Consider the following 18,809-nt stretch of genomic DNA (forward strand, 5'->3'; position numbering starts at 1 on the left):
GCGAGGCGATCGGCTATCCCGCGGTCAAGCCGCCGTCGACCGTATAAAGCCCGCCCGTCATGAAGCTCGCGCGCTCCGAGGCGAGGAAGCAGACAAGCTCCGCGACCTCTTCGGGCGTGCCGACGCGCTGCAGCGGATGCAGCGCCGCCTCCTCGGTCCAGGCTGCGGCGGGGTCGTCGGCCTGCGAGAAAATCGCTTCCGTCAAAGGCGTGCGGATCGTCGCGGGACAAACGGCGTTGACGCGGACGCCATAGGGGGCGAGGTCGAGCGCCATGCTCTTCGTCATCTGCCCGAGAGCGCCTTTCGTCAGCCCATAGGCGAAGGAGCGTCTCTTGCCGATCAGCGCCTGATCGGACGCCATGATGACGATCGCGCCTTTCTTTTGCGCGACGAGCTTCGGCGCCGTTTCTCGAAGCGTGTTGATCACGCCCATGAGATTGACGTCGAGCACGAAGCTCAGTTCGTCGTCCTCAATGTCGAGGATCGAATTGACGCGATGCACGCCGGCATTGGCGAAGACGGCTGCGAGCGGACCAAAGCGTCGCTCCGTTTCCTCTATGGCGCGGCGCTGGTCGTCGCGCCGGCGCACGTCGCCTTCGATGAAGAAGATCTGCGCGCCGTCCGCCGCTTCCAAAGCGCGGCCCTCTTTCGCATTGAGATCGAAAACGCCGACCCCGAAGCCGTCGCAGGCGAAAGCGCGCGCCGCGGCGGCGCCGATGCCGGCGCTTCCACCGGTGATGAAAACGGATCGTGTCGCCGTCACGCCGTTCCGCCTCAGCGAAGCCTGCGCAAATGGCAGGTCTTCACGCTTCCGCCGGCCTTGTCCGCGCGCATGCGGCAGCCGGCGTTGCGCGGTTCGTGGTCATAGAGATGCACGACGGCGCGATGGTTTCGGTCGAAAGTCTGGTGAGAGAAGTCATGGCCGCCGACATAGACATTTTTGCCGAAGCGGACCTCGCCCTGCGCGCAACCCGTCAGGACGAAAATCAGCGCCGCGGTCCTTGCGGCTCCAGCTACGATGTTTGTCGCCATATCGAGCAAGCTCCCGAACCGTGGAGCGCGACAATAGCAAAAAGCCCGGCCTTGCGGACCGGGCTTTTTCTGTTGCGGTTTGGGGGGCGCGGCGAGACCGCGCCGTCCGGCGCCTGATCAGTATGAGGTCAGGGCCGGAGCCGCCCCCCAGTTGAAGTGATAATTCACGCCGGCGCGCACGACATGATATTGCGGATGGCGGCGATAGCCCCAATTGCCGCCGAACCAGCCCTGCGTGCCGCCGCTGGAGAGATCGGTGAAGAGATATTCGCCCTTGACCGACCAGTTGGGCATGAACATCCACTCGGCGCCGCCGCCGACCGTCCAGCCCGTGCGGGTGTTGCTGTAGCCCGTGAACTGACCCTGCACGCCGCCATAGGCGAAGCCGCCCGTCGCATAAACGAGGAAGGCCGGCGTGAAGAGGTAGCCGGCGCGGGCGCGCACCGTGCCGAACCAGTTGAGCGCGACGCCGGTATTGCCGCCGGGGGCGAGAGGCGCGAGAAGCCCGCCGGGCGTGACCGGGCTCGGATAGACTGCCCAGGACTTGTTGCCGCCCGACTGCATGCTGGTGCCCTGGAAGTCGGTCTCGAGGCCGAAGACCAGCGACGCCATCTGATAATTGTAGCCGATCTGACCGCCGCCCACGACGCCGCCGGCGCTGCTGCCGCCGTTTGACGAGCCGGGCAGGAGCCAGAGGCCGCCCGCGACCGGGTCGGTATAGGGCGTGAGATTGGCGTTGTTGATGCTATTGGCGCTCCAGCCGCCGCCAATATTGAGGCCGGCATAGAAGCCCGTCCACGTCATGACCGGCGGCGGGGGAATATAAGCGGGCGGGGCTTTGCGATAGGGCAGGTCGGCGGCGAGCGCCGAGCCGGACGCGGCGGTCGCAAGGAGGGCGACGGCGGCGAAATTGAACATACGCATAGTGAGACACTCCGTTACGCTTGCGCGGACGCGCTGCGATCGACGTAATCGACCCGCCCAAAATTAAGCCTAAAAGGAGTTAATTTTTTGCGTTGCCGCCGAGACCAGCAGCAACTCCCGCGCGAGGAATCGAACGATCGAATTTCTCGCGAATGCGCGTCACTCGGCGCAGGGCGTTCCGCGCGCGACCACGAATTTCCTGTAGACGAAGCCCGCGCCGGACGTCTCCCTGTCGAGGAAAACGGGCCGCTTCGAGTCGCAGGTGACGCCCACGAAATTGGGGTCCGAAACTTTCGCGGCGTAAGCGGCCTCGGCCTCCGGCGCCGCGGCGATATTGTCGATGAGCGCCTTCGCCATCGGCGCCCAGATTTCCCTCAATCGCTCGCGTCTTTCGCGATCGCTGGCGCTCGCTTCGTCAGCGATCGCCGCCATCGCCAAATTCGCTTCTTCGACACGCGCCTCCGTCGCCAAATCGCGCCTCCTGCCTGACGGACTCACACGCGATTGTGGCTTCGAGGCCGCAGAAAATCTTTCTCCGGCCTTTTCCGGATTATGTCTGACTCATTTCAGCCGCAGCGACGAAAGATCGGCGCGCGTCGGCGGCAGCTCCAGCGTCAGACATTTCGCCGCGCCGCCGGCCCGGACAAATTCCGACAGCGGCGTGACGACCGGCGACAGTCCGGCTTCGCGGAGCCTGCGCTCCAGGCGCGGCGGGCAGGCGTTCAGGAAAATGCGGTCGCCGATCGCGATGGCGTTGCAGGCGAAGGACGCCGCTTCCCGCTCATCGAGTTCGATGCGGAATTCGGCGGGGACCAGAGTCGCGATGACGTCCCGGGACCGTTCGTCGAAAGCCTGCGGATAGTATAACAGCCAGCCGCCGGGCAGCGGGCAGAGACAGGTGTCGAGGTGATAGAAGCGCGGATCGACAAGCCGCAGGCCGACCGCGCGCGTTTCAAAGATGCGTTCGATGAGCGGCGGCGCTTCCTCGCTGGAGCGCCAGCCATGGCCGCACCAGATCAAGCCGCGCGCGCGATCGAAAAGGGCGTCGCCCGCGCCCTCGAATGCGACCTTGTCGGGCCAGGCGGCGGTGGAGAACCCCGCTCGCTCGAACCAGGCGCGGAAAAGATCCTCCTCCGGCCGACGCTCTTTGGCGTGAAAGCGCGTGACGACGACCGTCTCGCCGATGACGAGGCCGGCATTGGCGGTGAAGACCATATCGGGCAATCCCGGCGCCGACGGGACATAGGCGAGCGCAGCCTCGCGCGCGAGATGAAGGCGCAGATTCTCCCATTGCGCCCGCGCCTGCGTCCGTTGCGTCCGGCCGATCTGATCTTCCATCCAGGGATTGATGACGTAGTCGACCGCGAAATGATCGGGCGCGCACATCAGGATGCGCGCGCGCGAATCCGCCGCCGGCGCGGCCGCCGAAGCGCGTTCGGCGACATCCGCGAGCGGAGCGTTCAAGCGAAGAGTCATGGCGGCCTTTCTCGTGGAGCCCGGGGTCAGTTGGAGAAGTCGAACGCTTCGCTTTCCGGCGCGTCGGCCGTCGCCGGGCCGGCGCGCAGCAAAGCGAAAAGATTCTTCGGATCGGCTGGCGACGCCGTCAGCGCGATGTCGGTCCCGACGCCCGTCTCTTGCGCGAGATCGTATAGGAGACGAAGAACCGAAAAATCCTCGACGGCGAATCCGACGCTGTCGAACACGGTCACCGCGTCGGCCGAGACGCGGCCGGGACGTCTTCCCGACAGCACGTCATGCAGCTCGGCGACGGGGTGAGCGGGATCGAGCTGCTGAATTTCGCCTTCGAGCCGCGTCTGCGGCGCATATTCGACGAAAATGTCGGAGCGAAGCAGGAGCGCGCGCGACAATTCGGTCTTTCCGGGGCAGTCGCCGCCGACGGCGTTGATATGCGTTCCCGGCGCGATCATCGTCTCGTCGAGGATCGTCGCGCGTTTCTTGTCGGCTGTGATCGTGGTGACGATGTCGGCGCCGCAGGCCGCCTCGCGCGCGCTTTCGCAATGCGTGATCGTCACCTCGCGCGACGCCATGTTGCGTTCGAATTTCTCATGAGCGCCGGGGTCGACGTCGAAGACGCGCAGCCGGTCGACGCCGAGGACCCGGCGAAACGCATCGGCCTGAAACTCGGCTTGCGCGCCAAGGCCGATCAGCGCCATGGTCCGGCTCTCGGGCCGCGCGAGGCGGCGGGCGGCGAGAACCGACGTCGCCGCCGTTCGCAAGGCCGTCGCGATCGTCATCTCCGAGAGGAGAAACGGATAGCCTGTCCGCACGTCGGCCAGCGCGCCAAAAGCGACGACCGTCTGCAGACCGAGACGCGTATTGCCCGGATGGCCGTTCACATATTTGAACGCGAAGGTCTCGCCGTCGCTTGTCGGCATCAGCTCGATGACGCCGCCGGGCGAATGGCTCGCAAAGCGCGGCGACTTGTCAAAGGCGGCCCAGCGCGCAAAATCACGCGCGAGATAGTCCACGAGGCGAGACCAGAACGGCCGGGCGCCGGTTCGCTCAAACAGCCGAGCGATTTCTCGTTCGCTTAGAAAGGTCGCCATGTCGCGCATCCCAGCGATGTTGAAGCGCTGCGATGCTAGCGAAGACGCCGCTCGGCCGAAATCATAAAGATATGCAAAAAATCATAGAAAAATAGCGGATATGACATAGTTTATCAGCAAATCGGCAAGAGGCGCGCCATGGACGACCTCGATCATCGGTTGATCGCTCTGCTGCGGACGGATGGCCGGGCGTCCCTGTCGGAGCTTGCGAAAAGGCTCGGCGTCTCGCGCGGGACCGTCCAGAACAGGCTCGACCGATTGATCGACGCGGAGATCATCCTTGGCTTCACCGTGCGCCTGAAGAGCGGCGCGCAAAGCGATCGCATCCGGGCGATCATGATGATCGAAGTCGCGGGCAAGAGCACGCGGAAAGTCGTTCAGGCGCTGCGGGGCCTGCCCGAGATACATGCGCTTCACAGCACCAACGGCGCCTATGACCTCATCGCCGAGATCGAGGTCGGAAATCTCGCGGAATTCGATCGCGTGCTGTCAAGCGTCAGGTCGATTGAAGGGGTTGCGCGGAGTGAAACGAGCCTTTTGCTCGCGCCCGCATAGCTTCATTGAAAGACCTTCGCCTTACAGACCCCGCGCCCAGGCCGGCCGCAGCGGGGCGGCGTCGGGCGCGGCGATGGCGGCGCGCAATTCCTGCAAAAGGCGGGGCTTGTCGGAACCAAGCGTTCCTTTCAGGATAAGCCAGTTCGACGCGTGATCGCTGCGGAAAACGGTGCGCTGCAAATCGAGCGCGGAAATGAAAAGCTCCATTTCTTTCATCAAGCCGGGAATATCGAGCGGCTCCCAGCCTGGAAAATCGCCGCGAAAGCGCGCCTCGCCCATCGGAAAGCTCACGACGAGCGTCGCGAGGAATTCGGGTTGCGCGGCGTTCATCAGCGCGGCTGAATTGAGCGCATGTTGTCGCGACAGCATCGCGCCGCCAAGGCCGTTGAGAATCATCACGGAGCGCTTGATCCCCGCCGCGCCCAGCTTCACGAGCGCCTCTCGCGACGTCTCGAATGTTTCGCCCTTGTCGACGCGCGCAAGCACCTCGTCATCCCCCGATTCTGCGCCGACATAGACGAGAGAGAGACCGAGCGCCTTGAGCTCCGCAAGCTCTTCCACCGATTTCTTGCGCACATTGCGGGGGAGGCAATAGCTGGAGACGCGACGCACGCCCGGCAATTCGCGCCGGATGCTTTCGAGGATCGTCGTCAGCCGGCGGGTCGACAGCGTCATGGCGTCGCCATCGGCGAGGAAGACGCGCTTCACGCCGTCGCCGAAGCGCTCGCCGCAGCGTCGGATGCTATCGAGCGTCTCCGCCTCGTCGCGCGGTCTGAACCGCTTCTGCGGCGCCGTATACATTTCGCAAAATGTGCAGCGATTCCACGAACAGCCGTTCGTCACCGGCAGAATGAGCGAATCCGCTTCGCTCGGCGGGCGGAAAACGGGTTCGATATAGCGGATGGGCGCGATCGTCATGGCGGAGGCTGGGTTATTGGATGATGACCGGCCTGCAGATTAGCCGATCGGCGATGAAATCCATATGCGGTTCGCGGCAGGCTCTAGCAGATGCGCGGCAATTGCTCGCCGGCGAGCCAGTCGACGATGCGGGAGCCGCCAAAGGACGATTTGAGCTGAACGAAACGGCGTTCGTTCGCGACGACCGCGCCGATGATCGCCGCGTCGCGGCCAAGCGGATGCGCCCGCATCGCGTCGAGCAACGCTTTCGCGGCCTCCGGCGCGACGACGGCGACGAGCTTGCCCTCATTGGCGACGTTGAGCGGGTCGAGGCCGAGCAGTTCGCATGCGGCGGCGACTTCGGGCTTGACGGGGATCGCTTCCTCCTCGAGTCGAAATCCGACGCCCGACTGCTGCGCAATTTCATTGAGCGTCGCCGCGAGGCCGCCGCGCGTCGGATCGCGCATCAGCCGTAGCGACGCGCCCGCGGCGGCGGTCATTCCCTCGACGAGTCCGTGCAGGGCCGCGGAATCGGACAGGATCTCGCAATCGAATTCGAGATTTTCGCGCTTCGACATGACCGCGACGCCATGATCGCCGATCGAACCGGAGATCAGCACGGCGTCGCCCGGCCGGGCCTTGTCGCCGGAGAGTTCGAGTCCGTGGGGCAGGCGGCCGACTCCGGCGGTCGTGATGAAGACGCCGTCGGCCTTGCCGCGCTCGACGACCTTGGTGTCGCCGGCGATGACGAACACGCCCGCGTCGCGCGCCGCCGCTCCCATGCTTTGCGCGATGCGCGCGAGATCGGCCAGGGGAAAGCCTTCTTCTATGATGAAGCTCGCCGTCAGATAGAGCGGCCGCGCGCCGGACATGGCGAGGTCGTTCACCGTGCCGTGAATGGCGAGCGAGCCGATGTCGCCGCCGGGAAAGAAGAGGGGCGAAACGACGAAGGCGTCGGTCGTCATTGCGAGGCGGCCCGCGCCGATCTCGAAAACCGACTGGTCGTCGCCGCGCCTCAGCCATTCATTGTCGAGCGCGCTGTGAAAAATTTCGGCGATGAGCTGCGCCATGGCGCGTCCGCCGGCGCCGTGGGAGAGATCGACGCGTCCCGAAAGATCGAGCTTGCGCCTGTAGGTTTTGACGGTAGCCATAGCAAAATTCTCAGGCGGCGCGTTCGTCGAAGCGGCGATAGGTCCATTGCGCGGCGCAGGCCCCTTCCGACGACACCATGCAGGAGCCCATCGGCGTCTCGGGCGTGCAGACGGTTCCGAACAGCCTGCAATCATGCGGACGCTTCGCGCCGCGAAGGATCGCGCCGCATTCGCAAGCGGGATTGTCTTTGGCGCGATGCGCCGCAAGAGCGAAGCGGCGCTCGGCGTCGAAAGCGGCATAGGCGTCGCGCAGGCGCAGGGCGCTGTCGGCGACCTCTCCCAGCCCGCGCCACTCGAAGCTCTCGCGCAATTCGAAGATCTCGCGCATCTCCGCCTGCGCCAGCAGATTGCCTTCGGCTGCGACGGCGCGGCCATACTGGTTTTCGATCTCGCCACGTCCCTCGTTCAATTGCCGCACGAGCATGACGACGGCCTGAAGGACGTCGAGCGGCTCGAAGCCCGCGACGACGACCGGCTTGCCAAATTGCGCGGCGACGAAGCGATAGGGCTGCAAGCCGATCACGGCGGAGACGTGGGAGGGACCGACAAAGCCGTCGATCTCGACGCCTTCCGCGCGATTGCCGAGAATGGCGCGCATGGCGGCGGGCGTCAGCACATGATTGCAGAAGACCGAGAAATTGGTCAGCCGGTTCTTGATCGCAAGTTTGATCGCGAGCGCCGTCGGCGGCGTCGTGGTCTCGAATCCTATCGCGAAGAAAATGACTTCCCGGTCCGGCTCGGCTTCGGCGATGCGGATCGCATCGAGCGTCGAATAGACCATGCGAATATCCGCGCCGTCGGCCTTCGCTTTCATGAGGCTCGCGCCGCCGGAGGCGGGAACGCGCATGAGATCGGCATAGGTGCAAAGCGTGACCTTGGGGCGCCTGGCGAGTTCAATCGCCATATCGATGCGGCCGACCGGGAGGACGCAGACGGGGCAGCCGGGGCCGTGGATCATGCGCATATTGGACGGCAACAGGTCTTCGAGACCATAGCGCGAAATGGCGTGCGTATGACCGCCGCAAAACTCCATGAGGCGGTAGGTCCGGTCCGGCCGCGCGAGGCGATGGAGCGTCTCCGCGACGCCGCGCGCGAGCCGGCCGTCTCGAAATTCATCGACATATTTCATGAGGCGGACCCTGCAATGTCGCGGATCATGCGCAGAGTGCGCTCGGCTTCATCGGGATCGATCTTGGAGAGCGCGAACCCGACATGCAGGATGACGTAGTCGCCGACGCTCAGTTCGTCGAGTAGAGCCACGGAAACGGTCTTGCTCACGCCGTCCAGCGACACTTTCGCCATCTGGTCCGGCAGCAATTCTGTGACGCGCACGGGAATCGCTAGACACATGCCGCGCTCTCTTTCTCTCGCCGTCCTGTCTGAAAGGCGGCTCTCGCCAGCGCCGCCTGCCCGAGGGAAATCCCGCCGTCGTTACAGGGCGCCAAGCGCGCGCATAATGGCTCGATTCCGCGCGCGCGCAAGGCGCCGCAAAGGCCGTCGGCGAGCGCGCGGTTCATCAGGCAGCCGCCGCCAAGCGCGACGCGCTGGAGCCCGAGCGCGCCCGCGGCCTCGGCGATCCAGTCCGCGCATCCGTCAATGAGCGCGCCGTGAAAATATTCGGCGGTCTCGCGCGCACTCGGCCGCTCGGTCGCGACGAAAGCGAGAAAAGGCGCGAAATCGAGCACGCCGTCCCGCAGCCGGTAGGCGTTATCCAACAGGCGCGGACTTTCGACGAGCGCCTCCAGCTCCATCGCCGCCTGACCTTCATAGCGTTGCGCCGGACAGACGCCGGCGAGCGCCGCGACGGCGTCGAAGAGGCGGCCCATGCTGGTCGTGCGAGCGGCTCCCTGCTTCCGCATTCTTGCGCCGACATTCGCAGCTTGCGGGACATCGGGGAAGAATTTGGCGGAAAGATCGAGCCGGTCGATCGCCGCGAGCGCCGCCATCCCCATGCGCCACGGCTCCCGCGCGGCGCGATCGCCGCCGATGAGCGCGAGCGGCGCGAGATGGCCGAGCCGCTTCCACGACGCGTTTTCGAGCAGCATGAGCTCGCCGCCCCAGGCTCCGCCATCGTCGCCCATGCCATAGCCGTCGAGCGCTGCGCCGAGAATGGCGTCGCTCGTCCCATGCTCCGCCGCGATCGCGGCGACATGGGCGGCGTGATGCTGGACTTTGTAGAGCGGCAGGCCCGTTTCCTCCGCGATGCGCGTGGAGAAAAAATCCGGATGCGCGTCGCAGGCCGCGATTTCCGGTCTTACATTGAGGATCGAGACGAGATGGCGCGTCGTTTCCTCGAAAAATCGCACGGTCTCCGCGTCGTCGAGATCGCCGATATGCTGAGAGACGAAAGCCTCGCGCCCGCGCGTGACGGTCACCGTCGTCTTGAGATGCGCGCCAAAGGCGATCGCGCAGGGACCGTCCGCGCCAAGATCGATGGGCTCCGGAACGAAGCCGCGCGCCCTGCGGAGGAAGATGGGCGCGCCGCCCGCGACCGCCATGACGGAATCGTCGGCGCGCACAAGGATCGGACGGTCGTGCCCGACGATGAGATCGGCGATGCCGGACAGGCGGCGGCGCGCGTCGTCGTCATCGACGACGAGGGGTTCGCCGCCGGGATTGGCGCTCGTCGCGACGATGACGAAATCGGACGCCGCCTCGCGTTGATCTTTCGCAGCAGGAAATCCCGCCGCCGCGTGGAACAACAAATGATGCAGCGGCGCGTAAGGCAGCATGACGCCGATGCGCGCGAGGCCGGGCGCGATCGATCGCGGCAGCGTTCCCTTCGAGGGCAGGACGACGATCGGGCGCGCGCGACGCCGCAGGAGATCGCGCTCCGCCTCGCTCGGCGCGGCGAAGAGCGAAACGGAAGCGATATTCGCCGCCATCACGGCGAAGGGCTTTGCGTCGCGCGCCTTCCGACGGCGCAGCTCATCGACGGCGGCCTCGTTGCGCGCGTCGCATATCAGGTGAAAGCCGCCAATGCCTTTCAAGGCGACGATGCGGCCGGCTCTCAGCGCCGAAACGATCGCCTGCGGGTCCCGCTCGAGACGCGGGCCGCATTTCGGACATGCGATCGTTTCGGCGTGAAAGCGGCGGCTCTTCGGGTCGCCATAGTCGCGCGCGCAGTCCTCGCACATGGAGAAACGCGCCATGGAGGTCTGCGGACGGTCGTAAGGCAGGGACGAGGTGATGGTGAAGCGAGGTCCGCAATGGGTGCAGGTGACGAAAGGGTAGAGATGAAAGCGGCTCTCGGGATCGAAAAGCTCGTCGAGGCAGGCCTCGCAGACGGCCGCATCCGCGACGATGCGCGTCCTGGCGTTTCCGCCTGCGCTTTCGCGGATCGTGAAACCGCGATCCCGGCGCGGGTCGATATGAGCAACATCGATGGAGTCGATGACCGCGAGAGGCGGCTTCTCGCCACGAAGCGCGCGCAGAAAGTCGTCATGAGGAGCGCCCTCGACTTCGATCAGGACGCCGTCGCCGTCATTCTGGACGAAGCCGCTAAGGCCGTATCTCAGCGCGAGATTGTAAACGAAAGGACGAAAGCCGACGCCCTGCACGGCGCCGCGCAACCGAAGGCGCCGCCGCTCGGGCTCTGTGGGCGCGGCGCAGGCGGCGGGGCTCGCCATCGGCCTATCCCGCCCTGGCGGCGCCCGCATGCGTCTTCGCGTGCGCGGCCCGCGCCTCGATCCAGGCGTAAAAGGCGGCCAGGCCTTCGCCGCTGGTCGCCGAGACGACGAGCGTCTGCAAATGCGGATTGACCTTGAGCGCGTTGGCGAGGCAGGCGCCGACGTCGAATGTAAGATGCGGCAGGAGATCCGCCTTGTTGAGCAGCATCAGATCGGCGGCGGCGAACATGTCCGGATATTTGAGCGGCTTGTCCTCGCCCTCCGTGACCGAGAGCAGGACGACCTTATGCGCCTCGCCGAGATCAAAAGCGGCGGGACATACGAGATTGCCGACATTCTCGATGAACAGGACGCCGCCCGCGCGCAGGTCGAGCTCTTCGAGCGCATGACCCACCATATGCGCGTCGAGATGGCAGCCCTTGCCCGTATTGATCTGTATGGCGGGCGCGCCGGTGGCGCGGATGCGCTCGGCGTCGTTCGAGGTCTGCTGGTCGCCTTCGATCACGGCGACGGCGAGCCTGTCCTTCAGATCGTTTATCGCCCGCACGAGCAAAGCCGTCTTTCCCGAGCCGGGGCTCGAGACGATATTGAGCGCCAGGGCGCCCTTGGCGGCGAACAGCGCGCGGTTGTCGCGCGCATAGGCGTCGTTCTTCGAGAGAATGTCGCGCTCGATGCGTACGATCCGCTCCTGACTGAGCCCGGGGACATGCACGCCGGCGATCCCTGCGCCGAAATCGATGACTTCCCCGCCTTCGCCATGCGTATGATCATGGTCGTGCGGATGATGATGGGCGTGATCGTAATGATGATGGTCGTGACTATGGCCGTGGTCGTGATCGTGAGAGTGATGATCATGATCATGGCGGTGATGGCGATCGTGGCTCTGCGACTGCTCAGTCGCTTTCTTCTCGCCTTCGACCGTCGCTGTTCCGCAGCCGCACACCGTGCACATCAGTCGACCTCCAGCTCCTCGACGCGCAGTTCGTCTCCCGACGTCATTTGCACATGACGCCTGCCGCATTCGGGGCAGGCGCCGAAACGCTCTTCGAGCGGCACGGTCTTGCCGCAGTCGAGACACCAACCTTCGCCCGGCAGGCGCCTAATGTCCAGCGTCGCCCCTTCTGCGACCGTGCCGCGCGAGACGGCGTCGAAACAAAAGCGAAGGGCTTCGGGCTCCACATGCGCCATGGCGCCGATCTGCAGGCGCACGATGCGCACCTTGGCGAAGCCCTGCTTGCGCGCTTCGTCCGAAACAATGTCGACGATGCTTTCCGTCAGCGCCATTTCATGCATGGGCCTGCTCGCGCAATTCGATCTGGAAAGCGACGCAGGGATCGAAAGCGGCGGCGAGGCGCCGGATGCGCAGCCGCGCGTATTCGCCCTTTCCGATCTCCGCCCCGAGCAAAGCGGCGGCGAAGGGTCCGGCGGGATGAAAATTCCATTCCGTGGGGGCCGCGAGGACATAATCCGTGATTTCGCCTGCCGCGTCGAGGCGTGCCCAGTGATAAAGCCGTCCTCTCGCCGTCTCGACCGCCGCGAAGCCCTCGCCCTCGACGCGACGGGTCGCGCTCATGAGATCATCCGCCGCCGCTTCGCCGTATGACAGCGCGCGCCAAAGCATATTGAGCGCCTGCGACGTCGCGTGGAGCCGCGCGCGAAGACGCGCCGCCAGATGCGAACGCTCGATCACGGCTTCCGGCCAGAAGCGCGCGAAAGGACCCGTCTCGACGATCCGATGCGGCAGCGTCGGCGCGGCGGCGAAACGTTCTCCATTCCGTTCGATCGCCAGCGCGACGGAGACGTCGTCGGCGGGTTGGAGCGCGTCGGGCTCCGCGGAAAAGAGGAAGGCGTCGCCGCGCGCTTCCGCCATGATCGCGCCGAGCAGGCTGTCAGCGGCCGGCGCGCCTGTCCCGGCGGCGTCGAGCCCGAGCGCGCGGGCGGCGTCGATTAGCGTTTTCGCTGCGGACGACAGCGTCCGACGCTCCGGAAATGCGCCGTCCGCCGCCGCCGTCGACATGATCAGGCGAGCGGCCGCCATGGCTTCACGCAAGGGCGTCGCCGCTTCGGCCAAGGCTTCCGGCCTGCCTTCGCGCGGCCATCCAAGGGCCGTGGAACGCAGCGACTCGGCGCAGGTCTCTGCGAGGAGCCCGACAGCAATCGAGAACGTCTCGGACGGCGTTAGAGCTTCCCCGCGCGCCGATGCAAGGGCGAGCCGGGCGGCGGCGGCGTGCGCGAAGCCGCAGAGGCTGAAAAGCTGGCGCGCCAGTTTCGGCGCCTCTTGCGGCGGGCGGCCGATAAAGACCCGCCCAAGTCCCGTGGGCCGGGTGGAGAGCAGCGTTACGGACGAAACGCGGCCCGCGGCGTCCGTCTCGACGCCGATATGGATCGTCCCGGGACTGCTATGCGCGCTCATCGCGGAGCCTCGGCCAGTCGGCCGCGCAGCAAAGCGCGGCGGTCGAGCGCGGCCGCGCGCCGAGTCGCCGCTCTCTCCAGCAAGTCGCGATCGAACAGCGCCTCGATCGCCTGGCGCGCCGTCTCCCTCGCAGCGTCCATATCCGGAAAATCGAACATGGGCGAGAAGAGCGAGCAGGCGAGTATGGGTCCGAAGCCGTCGAGACCGCTGGCGACCATCTCGACGTCGCCGGCGGGAAGCGCGATACGATGCATTGCGCCTGCAACGAACCCATGTTCTTCGCCCGATAAGCGCGCGCCGACAATGTTCATCATCCAGGGCGTCACGATCGCGCCGAACGCGAATTCGCCGCGCGTCGGGTCGATGAGAGGACGAAAGCCGATCGCCGCCACATCCAGCGCGTCGTTGCAGATCGGCATGCCGCGCATAGGGCCGGAACGAATCTCGCGGTAGCGCGCCGCGAGCCGCTCCCCGACGGCGGTGGCGGCGTCATCGTCCATGTGCGAGCCGCATGAAGCGCATGCGCGGGGCGTCGCAATTGGGGCATCGCCACTCTTCGGGCAATTGCGAGAATGGCGTGCCCGGCGCGATCTGCCAGACAGGATCGCCCTCCGCCGGATCGTAGACGCTCCAGCAGACGCCGCACTCCATGCGGTCGTCCCCCGTCTCTTCGACATGCCCCTCATTCTCGACTTTCATCGGAAATAGGCCTCGTCGATTTCGCGCAACCGCTCCGCGGAGTCTCGGAAGTCTTCGTCCGCCGCGCAGGCCGCAGCGGGAACGTCGCCAATCTCCAGCGTGTCGAGAATGATCTCATCCATCGCGTTGTAGAATTGCACCGACCAGACATTCCGCGCGCCCGTCGCAAGCACGCGGCAGGTTCCGTAGCCTCGGGAGACGAGCCGCACGGGACCATCCCCGAGCATCTCCTGAAGAAATGCCATGTCGGCGTCATTCATCGGCAATAGCGAGAAATTGACGATATGCGGCGCCTCTCCAGATTTCACCGGCGTCATGCGTTCACGGATTTCGGCGAGGACAGGCATGACGTTCATCGCGCCTTGCGGCGCCGCGCCGAAGCTCAAATCGGGCGCCGCCAGCTCGGCCGCCTTCCGCACGGCCTGGGGAATCGCGCCGACTTCCAGATAATCGGCGACAAGCGCGCCGGCGGCGTCGGTGAAGCGCACCCGCCAGAGGCCGGCCATCACGGATTCGTGCACCTGCGCCACGACGCCGTCCGTCAGCGCCGCGACGCCGGCCACTTCGCCCTCTCCCAGGACCTGAGAGAGAAGTTCGCTTTCATCGGCGCTGAAATCCGTGACGTCGAACAGAACGCATTGCGCGGCCGCCGTCTGCGACTCCAGCGCCTCAGCCAGGCGAGGAAGGAGACTGGCGACGAGCGGGCAGCGTTTGATCAGCTCCTCGGCCGAGCTTGTGGCGAGGAAATTCGCTTTGCGGCGCGTTTCGAGCGCTTCCGCGCTCCCGCCCAGCGGCACAAGCGTCACCGCCTCGTCGGCGCCGTCGGGCGCGACCCAGAATCCGGCTTTCACGCGCGGGCTCCTTTCTGCGAGAAAGTGATCTCGACCCGTGGAGCCTTGGCCGCCCGGGGCGCATCCGGCGCGAGGAGGGCCTCGATCTTCTCCAGATATTCGGGCCAGTCGCGAATGCGCGGAATGACGCCGATCGTCGCTCCATCGCGGATGACGGCGAGGCTCGGCAGAACGTCGACCTGAAATCTCGCGCCGAGGCTCTTTTCAGCCTCGCGCGCGACGACGGCCCCCGAGAGACGGCCTTCGAACGCCTTGAGAAGCTCGGGGAAGATCACCGCGACGTCGCCCGACTCGGGACGCTGCGCCGGATCGCCGGCAAAGAGCAGAACGACATGCGCGCCGCCCGCCGACAGGATCGCCTCGATCGTCGAATCATCGGCGATGGGAAGGCGGGTTTTTCCGGCGAGGGGCTGCAAAGCTGACATCGTCTCGCTCGCTACTTTTCTTTGCGCAAGAAGGCCGGCAATTGCGGCTCCCGGTCGATCAGATCGGAGAAAAAGCTGTCGAAATCTTCGCCATTCAAGGCGGCGGCGAGTCCGTCGAGCGCGGCGTCGACCGATCGCGATTGGTCAGCGTCCAGGATGCGCATCGCGGTTCCCAGATGGACGAGCACGCAAGTCCCCGGCTCCTGCGACCCGATGAGCAGCATCGACACCGTCTCGCGCTCGCCCTTGCGCTCGCAGACCGCTTGCAGCGCGTCGCCGGACACGACCGTCATCGGAAAGCCGAGGCACATGGACCGCGCCCCTTCGGTTAGAATCGCGCGCTGCGCGATGAAAGCTGTTCGAGCGCTCGAACACTCGCCGCCCAGATCGCGACGACGAGGAGCAAGCCGACAGCCGGATGGAGCGAAAGAAGCGGCGGCGCCTGTTCCGCAAGGCGCGCGTGATGATGCAGCCCGGGATCCGCCTGGGCGCCGAAGGGGGCGATCGCGGCGAAAAGGCCGGCGGAAAATCTGGAGACGCTTTTCATGGCCGTTTCCTCATTGAGGCGCGTTCAGACGCGCCTTTCATAATTGCGATGGTCGATGTCGTTGGCGAGAAGTCCCGCCGGCGGCGCGGCGTTCCGCGGCGATAGGGACACGCCCCATCCGGCGAGGATCTCGGCCGCCGCCCCGAGGGCGGGATCGATCGCCGACGACACCGGAGCGGTCAAGGCGCCGCCCCAATTTTCGAGATCGAGCGGCTGGCAGCCGATGAGCGCCAGCCGACGAGGATAGCGGCCCAGCAGCTCCGCCGCGCTGAGCACCTCCTGGAACCCGGTCTGATGCAGGCTCATTTTCTTCGATCCGGTGAATTTTGGAACCTCGTCGTCGCGGACGACTTTGAGCGTTCCCGGCGCCAGACCGTAATCGATCGCGTCGAAGACGAGGAGGAAATCGGCCTCCTCGACGAAGTGCACGAGATAAAGTCCCTGCGTGCCGCCATCGAGAAGCGCAACATTCTTCGGCGTCTCGTACCGTCGATGAAAGGCTTCGACCGCGCGCACGCCGAATCCCTCATCCCCCCACAATATGTTGCCGATTCCAAGAATGAGGACATTGGGCGCGCTCATGACGTCAATCCGCCGCCTCATCCTTGAAGATGCGCTCGCCCGAGATCATCGAGGAGATGATGCTTTGCCGGCTGACGATATCCTCGCGCACCGCCGCGTAAATATGGATGATCGCGAAAGTCACGAGAACCCACATGCCGAGATGGTGGAGCGTATGGACCTCCTGGCTATTGGGCCAGATGGCGAAGACCCAGCCGAAGAGTTTGTGCTGCCAGGAATCGACGCCCTCGCCCTCCGAATATAGCGCGAAGCCTGTGACGATCATGAAGATGAGCGGAACAGTGAAGAGCGAGAACATGATCAGCTGCGCGAGCGGATTGTGCCCGAGATATTTCTTCGGCGCCTTGGCGAGAAAGAGATACCATTTCGCTTCGTGCAGAACCTCGGACCAGTAGGCGCGACTCCAGAAGGGCACATAGAAAATCTGGCGGCAATGGGGGCTGCCCGCGAAGGCCCAGTAGACCCGCAACAGATAAAAGGCCGCGAGCGTCTGCCCCGCTGCAAAATGCGCGAAGCGGATATAGCCCATGAGGAAGCTGTTGCTCGCTTCGCCGGGGACGCTCGGCAGCGGGCTCGCGATGAAATAGCCCGTGACGAACAGCGCCGTGATGCAGAGCGCATTGACCCAGTGCCAGATACGCACCGGCGCTTCGTAGACATAGACGGTCTGGCGTTCGACGGCGCGCGCGCCATGCGCGTCGCCGACGCCCGAGACTTGCACGCCGTCGACCATGAACGCCTCCCTAGCGGACTTTCACCGACGCCATTTCCTGACCGTCCGGACTCATGACGTGAGTCGAGCAGGCGAGGCAGGGATCGAAGGAATGGATGGTGCGCAGGATCTCGAGCGGCTTTTCCGGATCGGCCATGGGCGTATCCATCAGCGAGGCTTCGAAAGCGCCGATATTGCCCTTCGGATCGCGCGGGCTTCCATTCCAGGTGGTCGGCACGATGCACTGGTAATTGTCGATCTTGCCGTCCTTGATCTTGATCCAATGTCCGAGCGCGCCGCGCGGCGCCTCCGTGAAGCCGTAGCCCTTCGCCTCTTTCGGCCAGGTCTTCGGCTCCCATTTCTCGACATTGGCGGTCGCCGTGTCGCCGGCTTTGATGTTGGCCATGAGCTTGTCCTGGAAGTGGCGCATTTTACGCGCCGCCCACTGGCATTCGAGCCCGCGCGCCGCCGTGCGGCCGAGCGTCGAGAAGAGCGCGGTCACCGGCGCGCCGAGAGAGGCGAGCAGCCTGTCGGCCGGCTCCTTGAATTCCGGCTTTCCTTGCGCATAGCCGATGATGTAGCGCGCGAGCGGGCCGACCTCGACCGCATTGCCGCGCCAGCGGGGCGACTTGATCCACGAATATTTCGCGCTCTCGTCGAGAGCCTCGATATTGGTCGGCGTGCCCTTGGCGTTGGGGCCGAGCTTGTAATGGGGCTCCGTGACGCCGTCGAAGGGATGCAGCCCCTTGGTTTCGTCCGGATATTTGTACCAGCTATGGGTCACGAACTCCTGGATCTGCTCCGGGTCGGCATGGTCAATCGGCAGAACCTCCTTGAGATTGCCGTTGAGGATCACGCCGCGCGGCAGCAGCAGGCTCGATTCCGAGTAATCATTCGCGTGTTCGGGAATGTCGCCATAGCTCATGACGCTCTTGCCGGAGAGGCCCCCGCCATAGAGCCAATCCTTGTAGAAGCCGGCGATGGCGGCGAGGTCGGGCAGATAGACCTGCTCGACGAATTCGATCGAGCGGTCGATGATCTCGGAGACGAGATTCAGGCGCTCCATATTGATCGCGCCGACCGCGCCTGTCCCATCGACATTGATGGCGCAGGGCGCGCCGCCGACGAGCCAATTGGGGTGCGGATTCTTGCCGCCATAGATGGTGTGGATCTTGACGATGTCCTTCTGGAAGTCGAGCGCCTCCAGATAATGCGCGACGGCCATCAGATTGGCTTCGGGCGGCAGCTTATAGGCGGGGTGGCCCCAATAGCCGTTCTTGAAGGGGCCGAGCTGGCCCGACTCGACGAATTTCTTCAGCCGGGTTTGCAGATCCTTGAAATAGCCCGGCGACGACAGCGGCCAGGGCGAGATCGATTGCGCGAGCGCCGAGGTCGCCTTGGGATCGGCGGAGAGCGCCGAGACGACGTCGACCCAGTCCAGCGCGTGCAGATGATAGAAATGCACCAGATGATCGTGCACCTGCAGGCAGAGCTGCATGATGTTGCGGATCGAATTGGCGTTCTCGGGAATGCTGATATTGAGCGCGTTCTCCACCGCGCGCACGGAGGTCAGCGCATGGGTGCCGGTGCAGACGCCGCAGATCCGCTCCGTGAACGCCCATGCGTCGCGCGGATCGCGATTCTTCAAAATGACTTCAATGCCGCGCCACATCGTGCCGGTCGAGACGGCGTTGCGGATGACATTATTGGAATCGACATTCACTTCGATGCGCAGATGGCCTTCGATGCGCGTCACCGGATCGACGACGACGCGCTTGCCCGAATTGTCGAGATCGAAGCCGTTGGGAGTCTGGATGCCCATGAC

Annotated in this window: 24 protein-coding genes; 1 reads left to right on the plus strand and 23 read right to left on the minus strand. The window is 65.1% G+C overall.

Translation table 11 applies throughout. The features are described from left to right. Nucleotides 1-13: 13 nt before the first annotated feature. The 6 genes from MMG94_RS15100 to MMG94_RS15125 all read right to left on the minus strand — a co-directional run bounded on the left by MMG94_RS15100 (nucleotide 14) and on the right by MMG94_RS15125 (nucleotide 4,523). Nucleotides 14-763: an SDR family NAD(P)-dependent oxidoreductase gene (locus tag MMG94_RS15100; protein WP_016919602.1), complete on the minus strand. Its 750-nt coding sequence runs from the start codon at nucleotides 761-763 to the stop codon at nucleotides 14-16. Nucleotides 764-774: 11 nt separating this feature from the next. Beyond that, nucleotides 775-1,032, minus strand: a complete 258-nt coding sequence (locus MMG94_RS15105; protein ID WP_016919603.1) for a hypothetical protein — start codon at nucleotides 1,030-1,032, stop codon at nucleotides 775-777. Between the two features lie 117 nt (nucleotides 1,033-1,149). After that, nucleotides 1,150-1,950: an outer membrane protein gene (locus MMG94_RS15110; RefSeq protein WP_016919605.1), complete on the minus strand. Its 801-nt coding sequence runs from the start codon at nucleotides 1,948-1,950 to the stop codon at nucleotides 1,150-1,152. A gap of 165 nt (nucleotides 1,951-2,115) precedes the next feature. Beyond that, a complete protein-coding gene (locus MMG94_RS15115) occupies nucleotides 2,116-2,388 on the minus strand; it encodes a hypothetical protein (RefSeq protein WP_154419682.1) in 273 nt (90 codons plus the stop codon). Nucleotides 2,389-2,517: 129 nt separating this feature from the next. Next, a complete protein-coding gene (locus tag MMG94_RS15120) occupies nucleotides 2,518-3,432 on the minus strand; it encodes a dimethylarginine dimethylaminohydrolase family protein (RefSeq protein WP_016919607.1) in 915 nt (304 codons plus the stop codon). Between the two features lie 26 nt (nucleotides 3,433-3,458). Continuing rightward, nucleotides 3,459-4,523 carry an ornithine cyclodeaminase gene (locus MMG94_RS15125; RefSeq protein WP_026016192.1) on the minus strand — a complete coding sequence of 355 codons (1,065 nt, stop codon included), beginning with the start codon at nucleotides 4,521-4,523 and terminating at the stop codon, nucleotides 3,459-3,461. A 138-nt stretch (nucleotides 4,524-4,661) separates the two neighbouring features. Between MMG94_RS15125 and MMG94_RS15130 the strand changes: the two genes are divergently transcribed. Then, nucleotides 4,662-5,078: an Lrp/AsnC family transcriptional regulator gene (locus MMG94_RS15130; protein WP_016919609.1), complete on the plus strand. Its 417-nt coding sequence runs from the start codon at nucleotides 4,662-4,664 to the stop codon at nucleotides 5,076-5,078. A 21-nt stretch (nucleotides 5,079-5,099) separates the two neighbouring features. On the opposite strand, the gene MMG94_RS15135 is transcribed toward MMG94_RS15130, so the two are convergent. From MMG94_RS15135 to MMG94_RS15215, 17 genes are all read right to left on the minus strand, one after another. After that, the gene (locus tag MMG94_RS15135; protein WP_016919610.1) at nucleotides 5,100-5,996 is read right to left on the minus strand and encodes a radical SAM protein; all 897 of its coding nucleotides are present in this window, start codon (nucleotides 5,994-5,996) and stop codon (nucleotides 5,100-5,102) included. Nucleotides 5,997-6,079: 83 nt separating this feature from the next. Then, nucleotides 6,080-7,126 carry a hydrogenase expression/formation protein HypE gene (hypE, locus tag MMG94_RS15140; protein ID WP_016919611.1) on the minus strand — a complete coding sequence of 349 codons (1,047 nt, stop codon included), beginning with the start codon at nucleotides 7,124-7,126 and terminating at the stop codon, nucleotides 6,080-6,082. A gap of 10 nt (nucleotides 7,127-7,136) precedes the next feature. Then, entirely contained in the window at nucleotides 7,137-8,255 is a 1,119-nt protein-coding gene (gene hypD, locus MMG94_RS15145) for a hydrogenase formation protein HypD (RefSeq protein WP_016919612.1), read from the minus strand. Further along, complete coding sequence (locus tag MMG94_RS15150; protein ID WP_016919613.1) at nucleotides 8,252-8,476, minus strand: HypC/HybG/HupF family hydrogenase formation chaperone; 225 nt, start codon at nucleotides 8,474-8,476, stop codon at nucleotides 8,252-8,254. The genes hypD and MMG94_RS15150 overlap by 4 nt, the downstream gene beginning before the upstream one ends. After that, entirely contained in the window at nucleotides 8,467-10,755 is a 2,289-nt protein-coding gene (gene hypF / locus MMG94_RS15155) for a carbamoyltransferase HypF (RefSeq protein WP_016919614.1), read from the minus strand. Before hypF ends, MMG94_RS15150 begins: the two co-directional genes overlap by 10 nt. Before the next feature lie 4 nt (nucleotides 10,756-10,759). Next, nucleotides 10,760-11,707, minus strand: coding sequence for a hydrogenase nickel incorporation protein HypB (gene hypB / locus MMG94_RS15160; RefSeq protein WP_016919615.1), 948 nt, complete (start codon nucleotides 11,705-11,707; stop codon nucleotides 10,760-10,762). Then, on the minus strand, nucleotides 11,707-12,048 hold the full coding sequence (gene hypA / locus MMG94_RS15165; protein ID WP_016919616.1) for a hydrogenase maturation nickel metallochaperone HypA: 342 nt from the start codon (nucleotides 12,046-12,048) through the stop codon (nucleotides 11,707-11,709). The genes hypB and hypA overlap by 1 nt, the downstream gene beginning before the upstream one ends. Next, nucleotides 12,041-13,168 carry a nickel-dependent hydrogenase large subunit gene (locus MMG94_RS15170; RefSeq protein ID WP_016919617.1) on the minus strand — a complete coding sequence of 376 codons (1,128 nt, stop codon included), beginning with the start codon at nucleotides 13,166-13,168 and terminating at the stop codon, nucleotides 12,041-12,043. Before MMG94_RS15170 ends, hypA begins: the two co-directional genes overlap by 8 nt. Further along, entirely contained in the window at nucleotides 13,165-13,668 is a 504-nt protein-coding gene (hybE, locus tag MMG94_RS15175) for a [NiFe]-hydrogenase assembly chaperone HybE (protein ID WP_016919618.1), read from the minus strand. The genes MMG94_RS15170 and hybE overlap by 4 nt, the downstream gene beginning before the upstream one ends. Further along, on the minus strand, nucleotides 13,658-13,867 hold the full coding sequence (locus MMG94_RS15180; RefSeq protein WP_016919619.1) for a rubredoxin: 210 nt from the start codon (nucleotides 13,865-13,867) through the stop codon (nucleotides 13,658-13,660). Before MMG94_RS15180 ends, hybE begins: the two co-directional genes overlap by 11 nt. Next, on the minus strand, nucleotides 13,864-14,718 hold the full coding sequence (locus MMG94_RS15185) for a hydrogenase expression/formation protein (RefSeq protein ID WP_016919620.1): 855 nt from the start codon (nucleotides 14,716-14,718) through the stop codon (nucleotides 13,864-13,866). Before MMG94_RS15185 ends, MMG94_RS15180 begins: the two co-directional genes overlap by 4 nt. Next, nucleotides 14,715-15,143, minus strand: a complete 429-nt coding sequence (locus tag MMG94_RS15190) for a thioredoxin domain-containing protein (protein ID WP_016919621.1) — start codon at nucleotides 15,141-15,143, stop codon at nucleotides 14,715-14,717. The genes MMG94_RS15185 and MMG94_RS15190 overlap by 4 nt, the downstream gene beginning before the upstream one ends. Before the next feature lie 11 nt (nucleotides 15,144-15,154). After that, nucleotides 15,155-15,454 carry a HypC/HybG/HupF family hydrogenase formation chaperone gene (locus tag MMG94_RS15195; RefSeq protein WP_016919622.1) on the minus strand — a complete coding sequence of 100 codons (300 nt, stop codon included), beginning with the start codon at nucleotides 15,452-15,454 and terminating at the stop codon, nucleotides 15,155-15,157. A gap of 17 nt (nucleotides 15,455-15,471) precedes the next feature. After that, on the minus strand, nucleotides 15,472-15,690 hold the full coding sequence (locus MMG94_RS15200) for a hypothetical protein (RefSeq protein ID WP_016919623.1): 219 nt from the start codon (nucleotides 15,688-15,690) through the stop codon (nucleotides 15,472-15,474). Between the two features lie 24 nt (nucleotides 15,691-15,714). Next, complete coding sequence (locus tag MMG94_RS15205; protein WP_040579160.1) at nucleotides 15,715-16,272, minus strand: HyaD/HybD family hydrogenase maturation endopeptidase; 558 nt, start codon at nucleotides 16,270-16,272, stop codon at nucleotides 15,715-15,717. 4 nt (nucleotides 16,273-16,276) lie between these two features. Then, nucleotides 16,277-17,005 carry a Ni/Fe-hydrogenase, b-type cytochrome subunit gene (gene cybH, locus MMG94_RS15210; protein WP_016919625.1) on the minus strand — a complete coding sequence of 243 codons (729 nt, stop codon included), beginning with the start codon at nucleotides 17,003-17,005 and terminating at the stop codon, nucleotides 16,277-16,279. A gap of 10 nt (nucleotides 17,006-17,015) precedes the next feature. Next, complete coding sequence (locus tag MMG94_RS15215; RefSeq protein WP_016919626.1) at nucleotides 17,016-18,806, minus strand: nickel-dependent hydrogenase large subunit; 1,791 nt, start codon at nucleotides 18,804-18,806, stop codon at nucleotides 17,016-17,018. Nucleotides 18,807-18,809 lie beyond the last annotated feature (3 nt).

The sequence above is a fragment of the Methylocystis parvus OBBP genome (assembly GCF_027571405.1).
GTDB classification, from domain to species: domain Bacteria; phylum Pseudomonadota; class Alphaproteobacteria; order Rhizobiales; family Beijerinckiaceae; genus Methylocystis; species Methylocystis parva.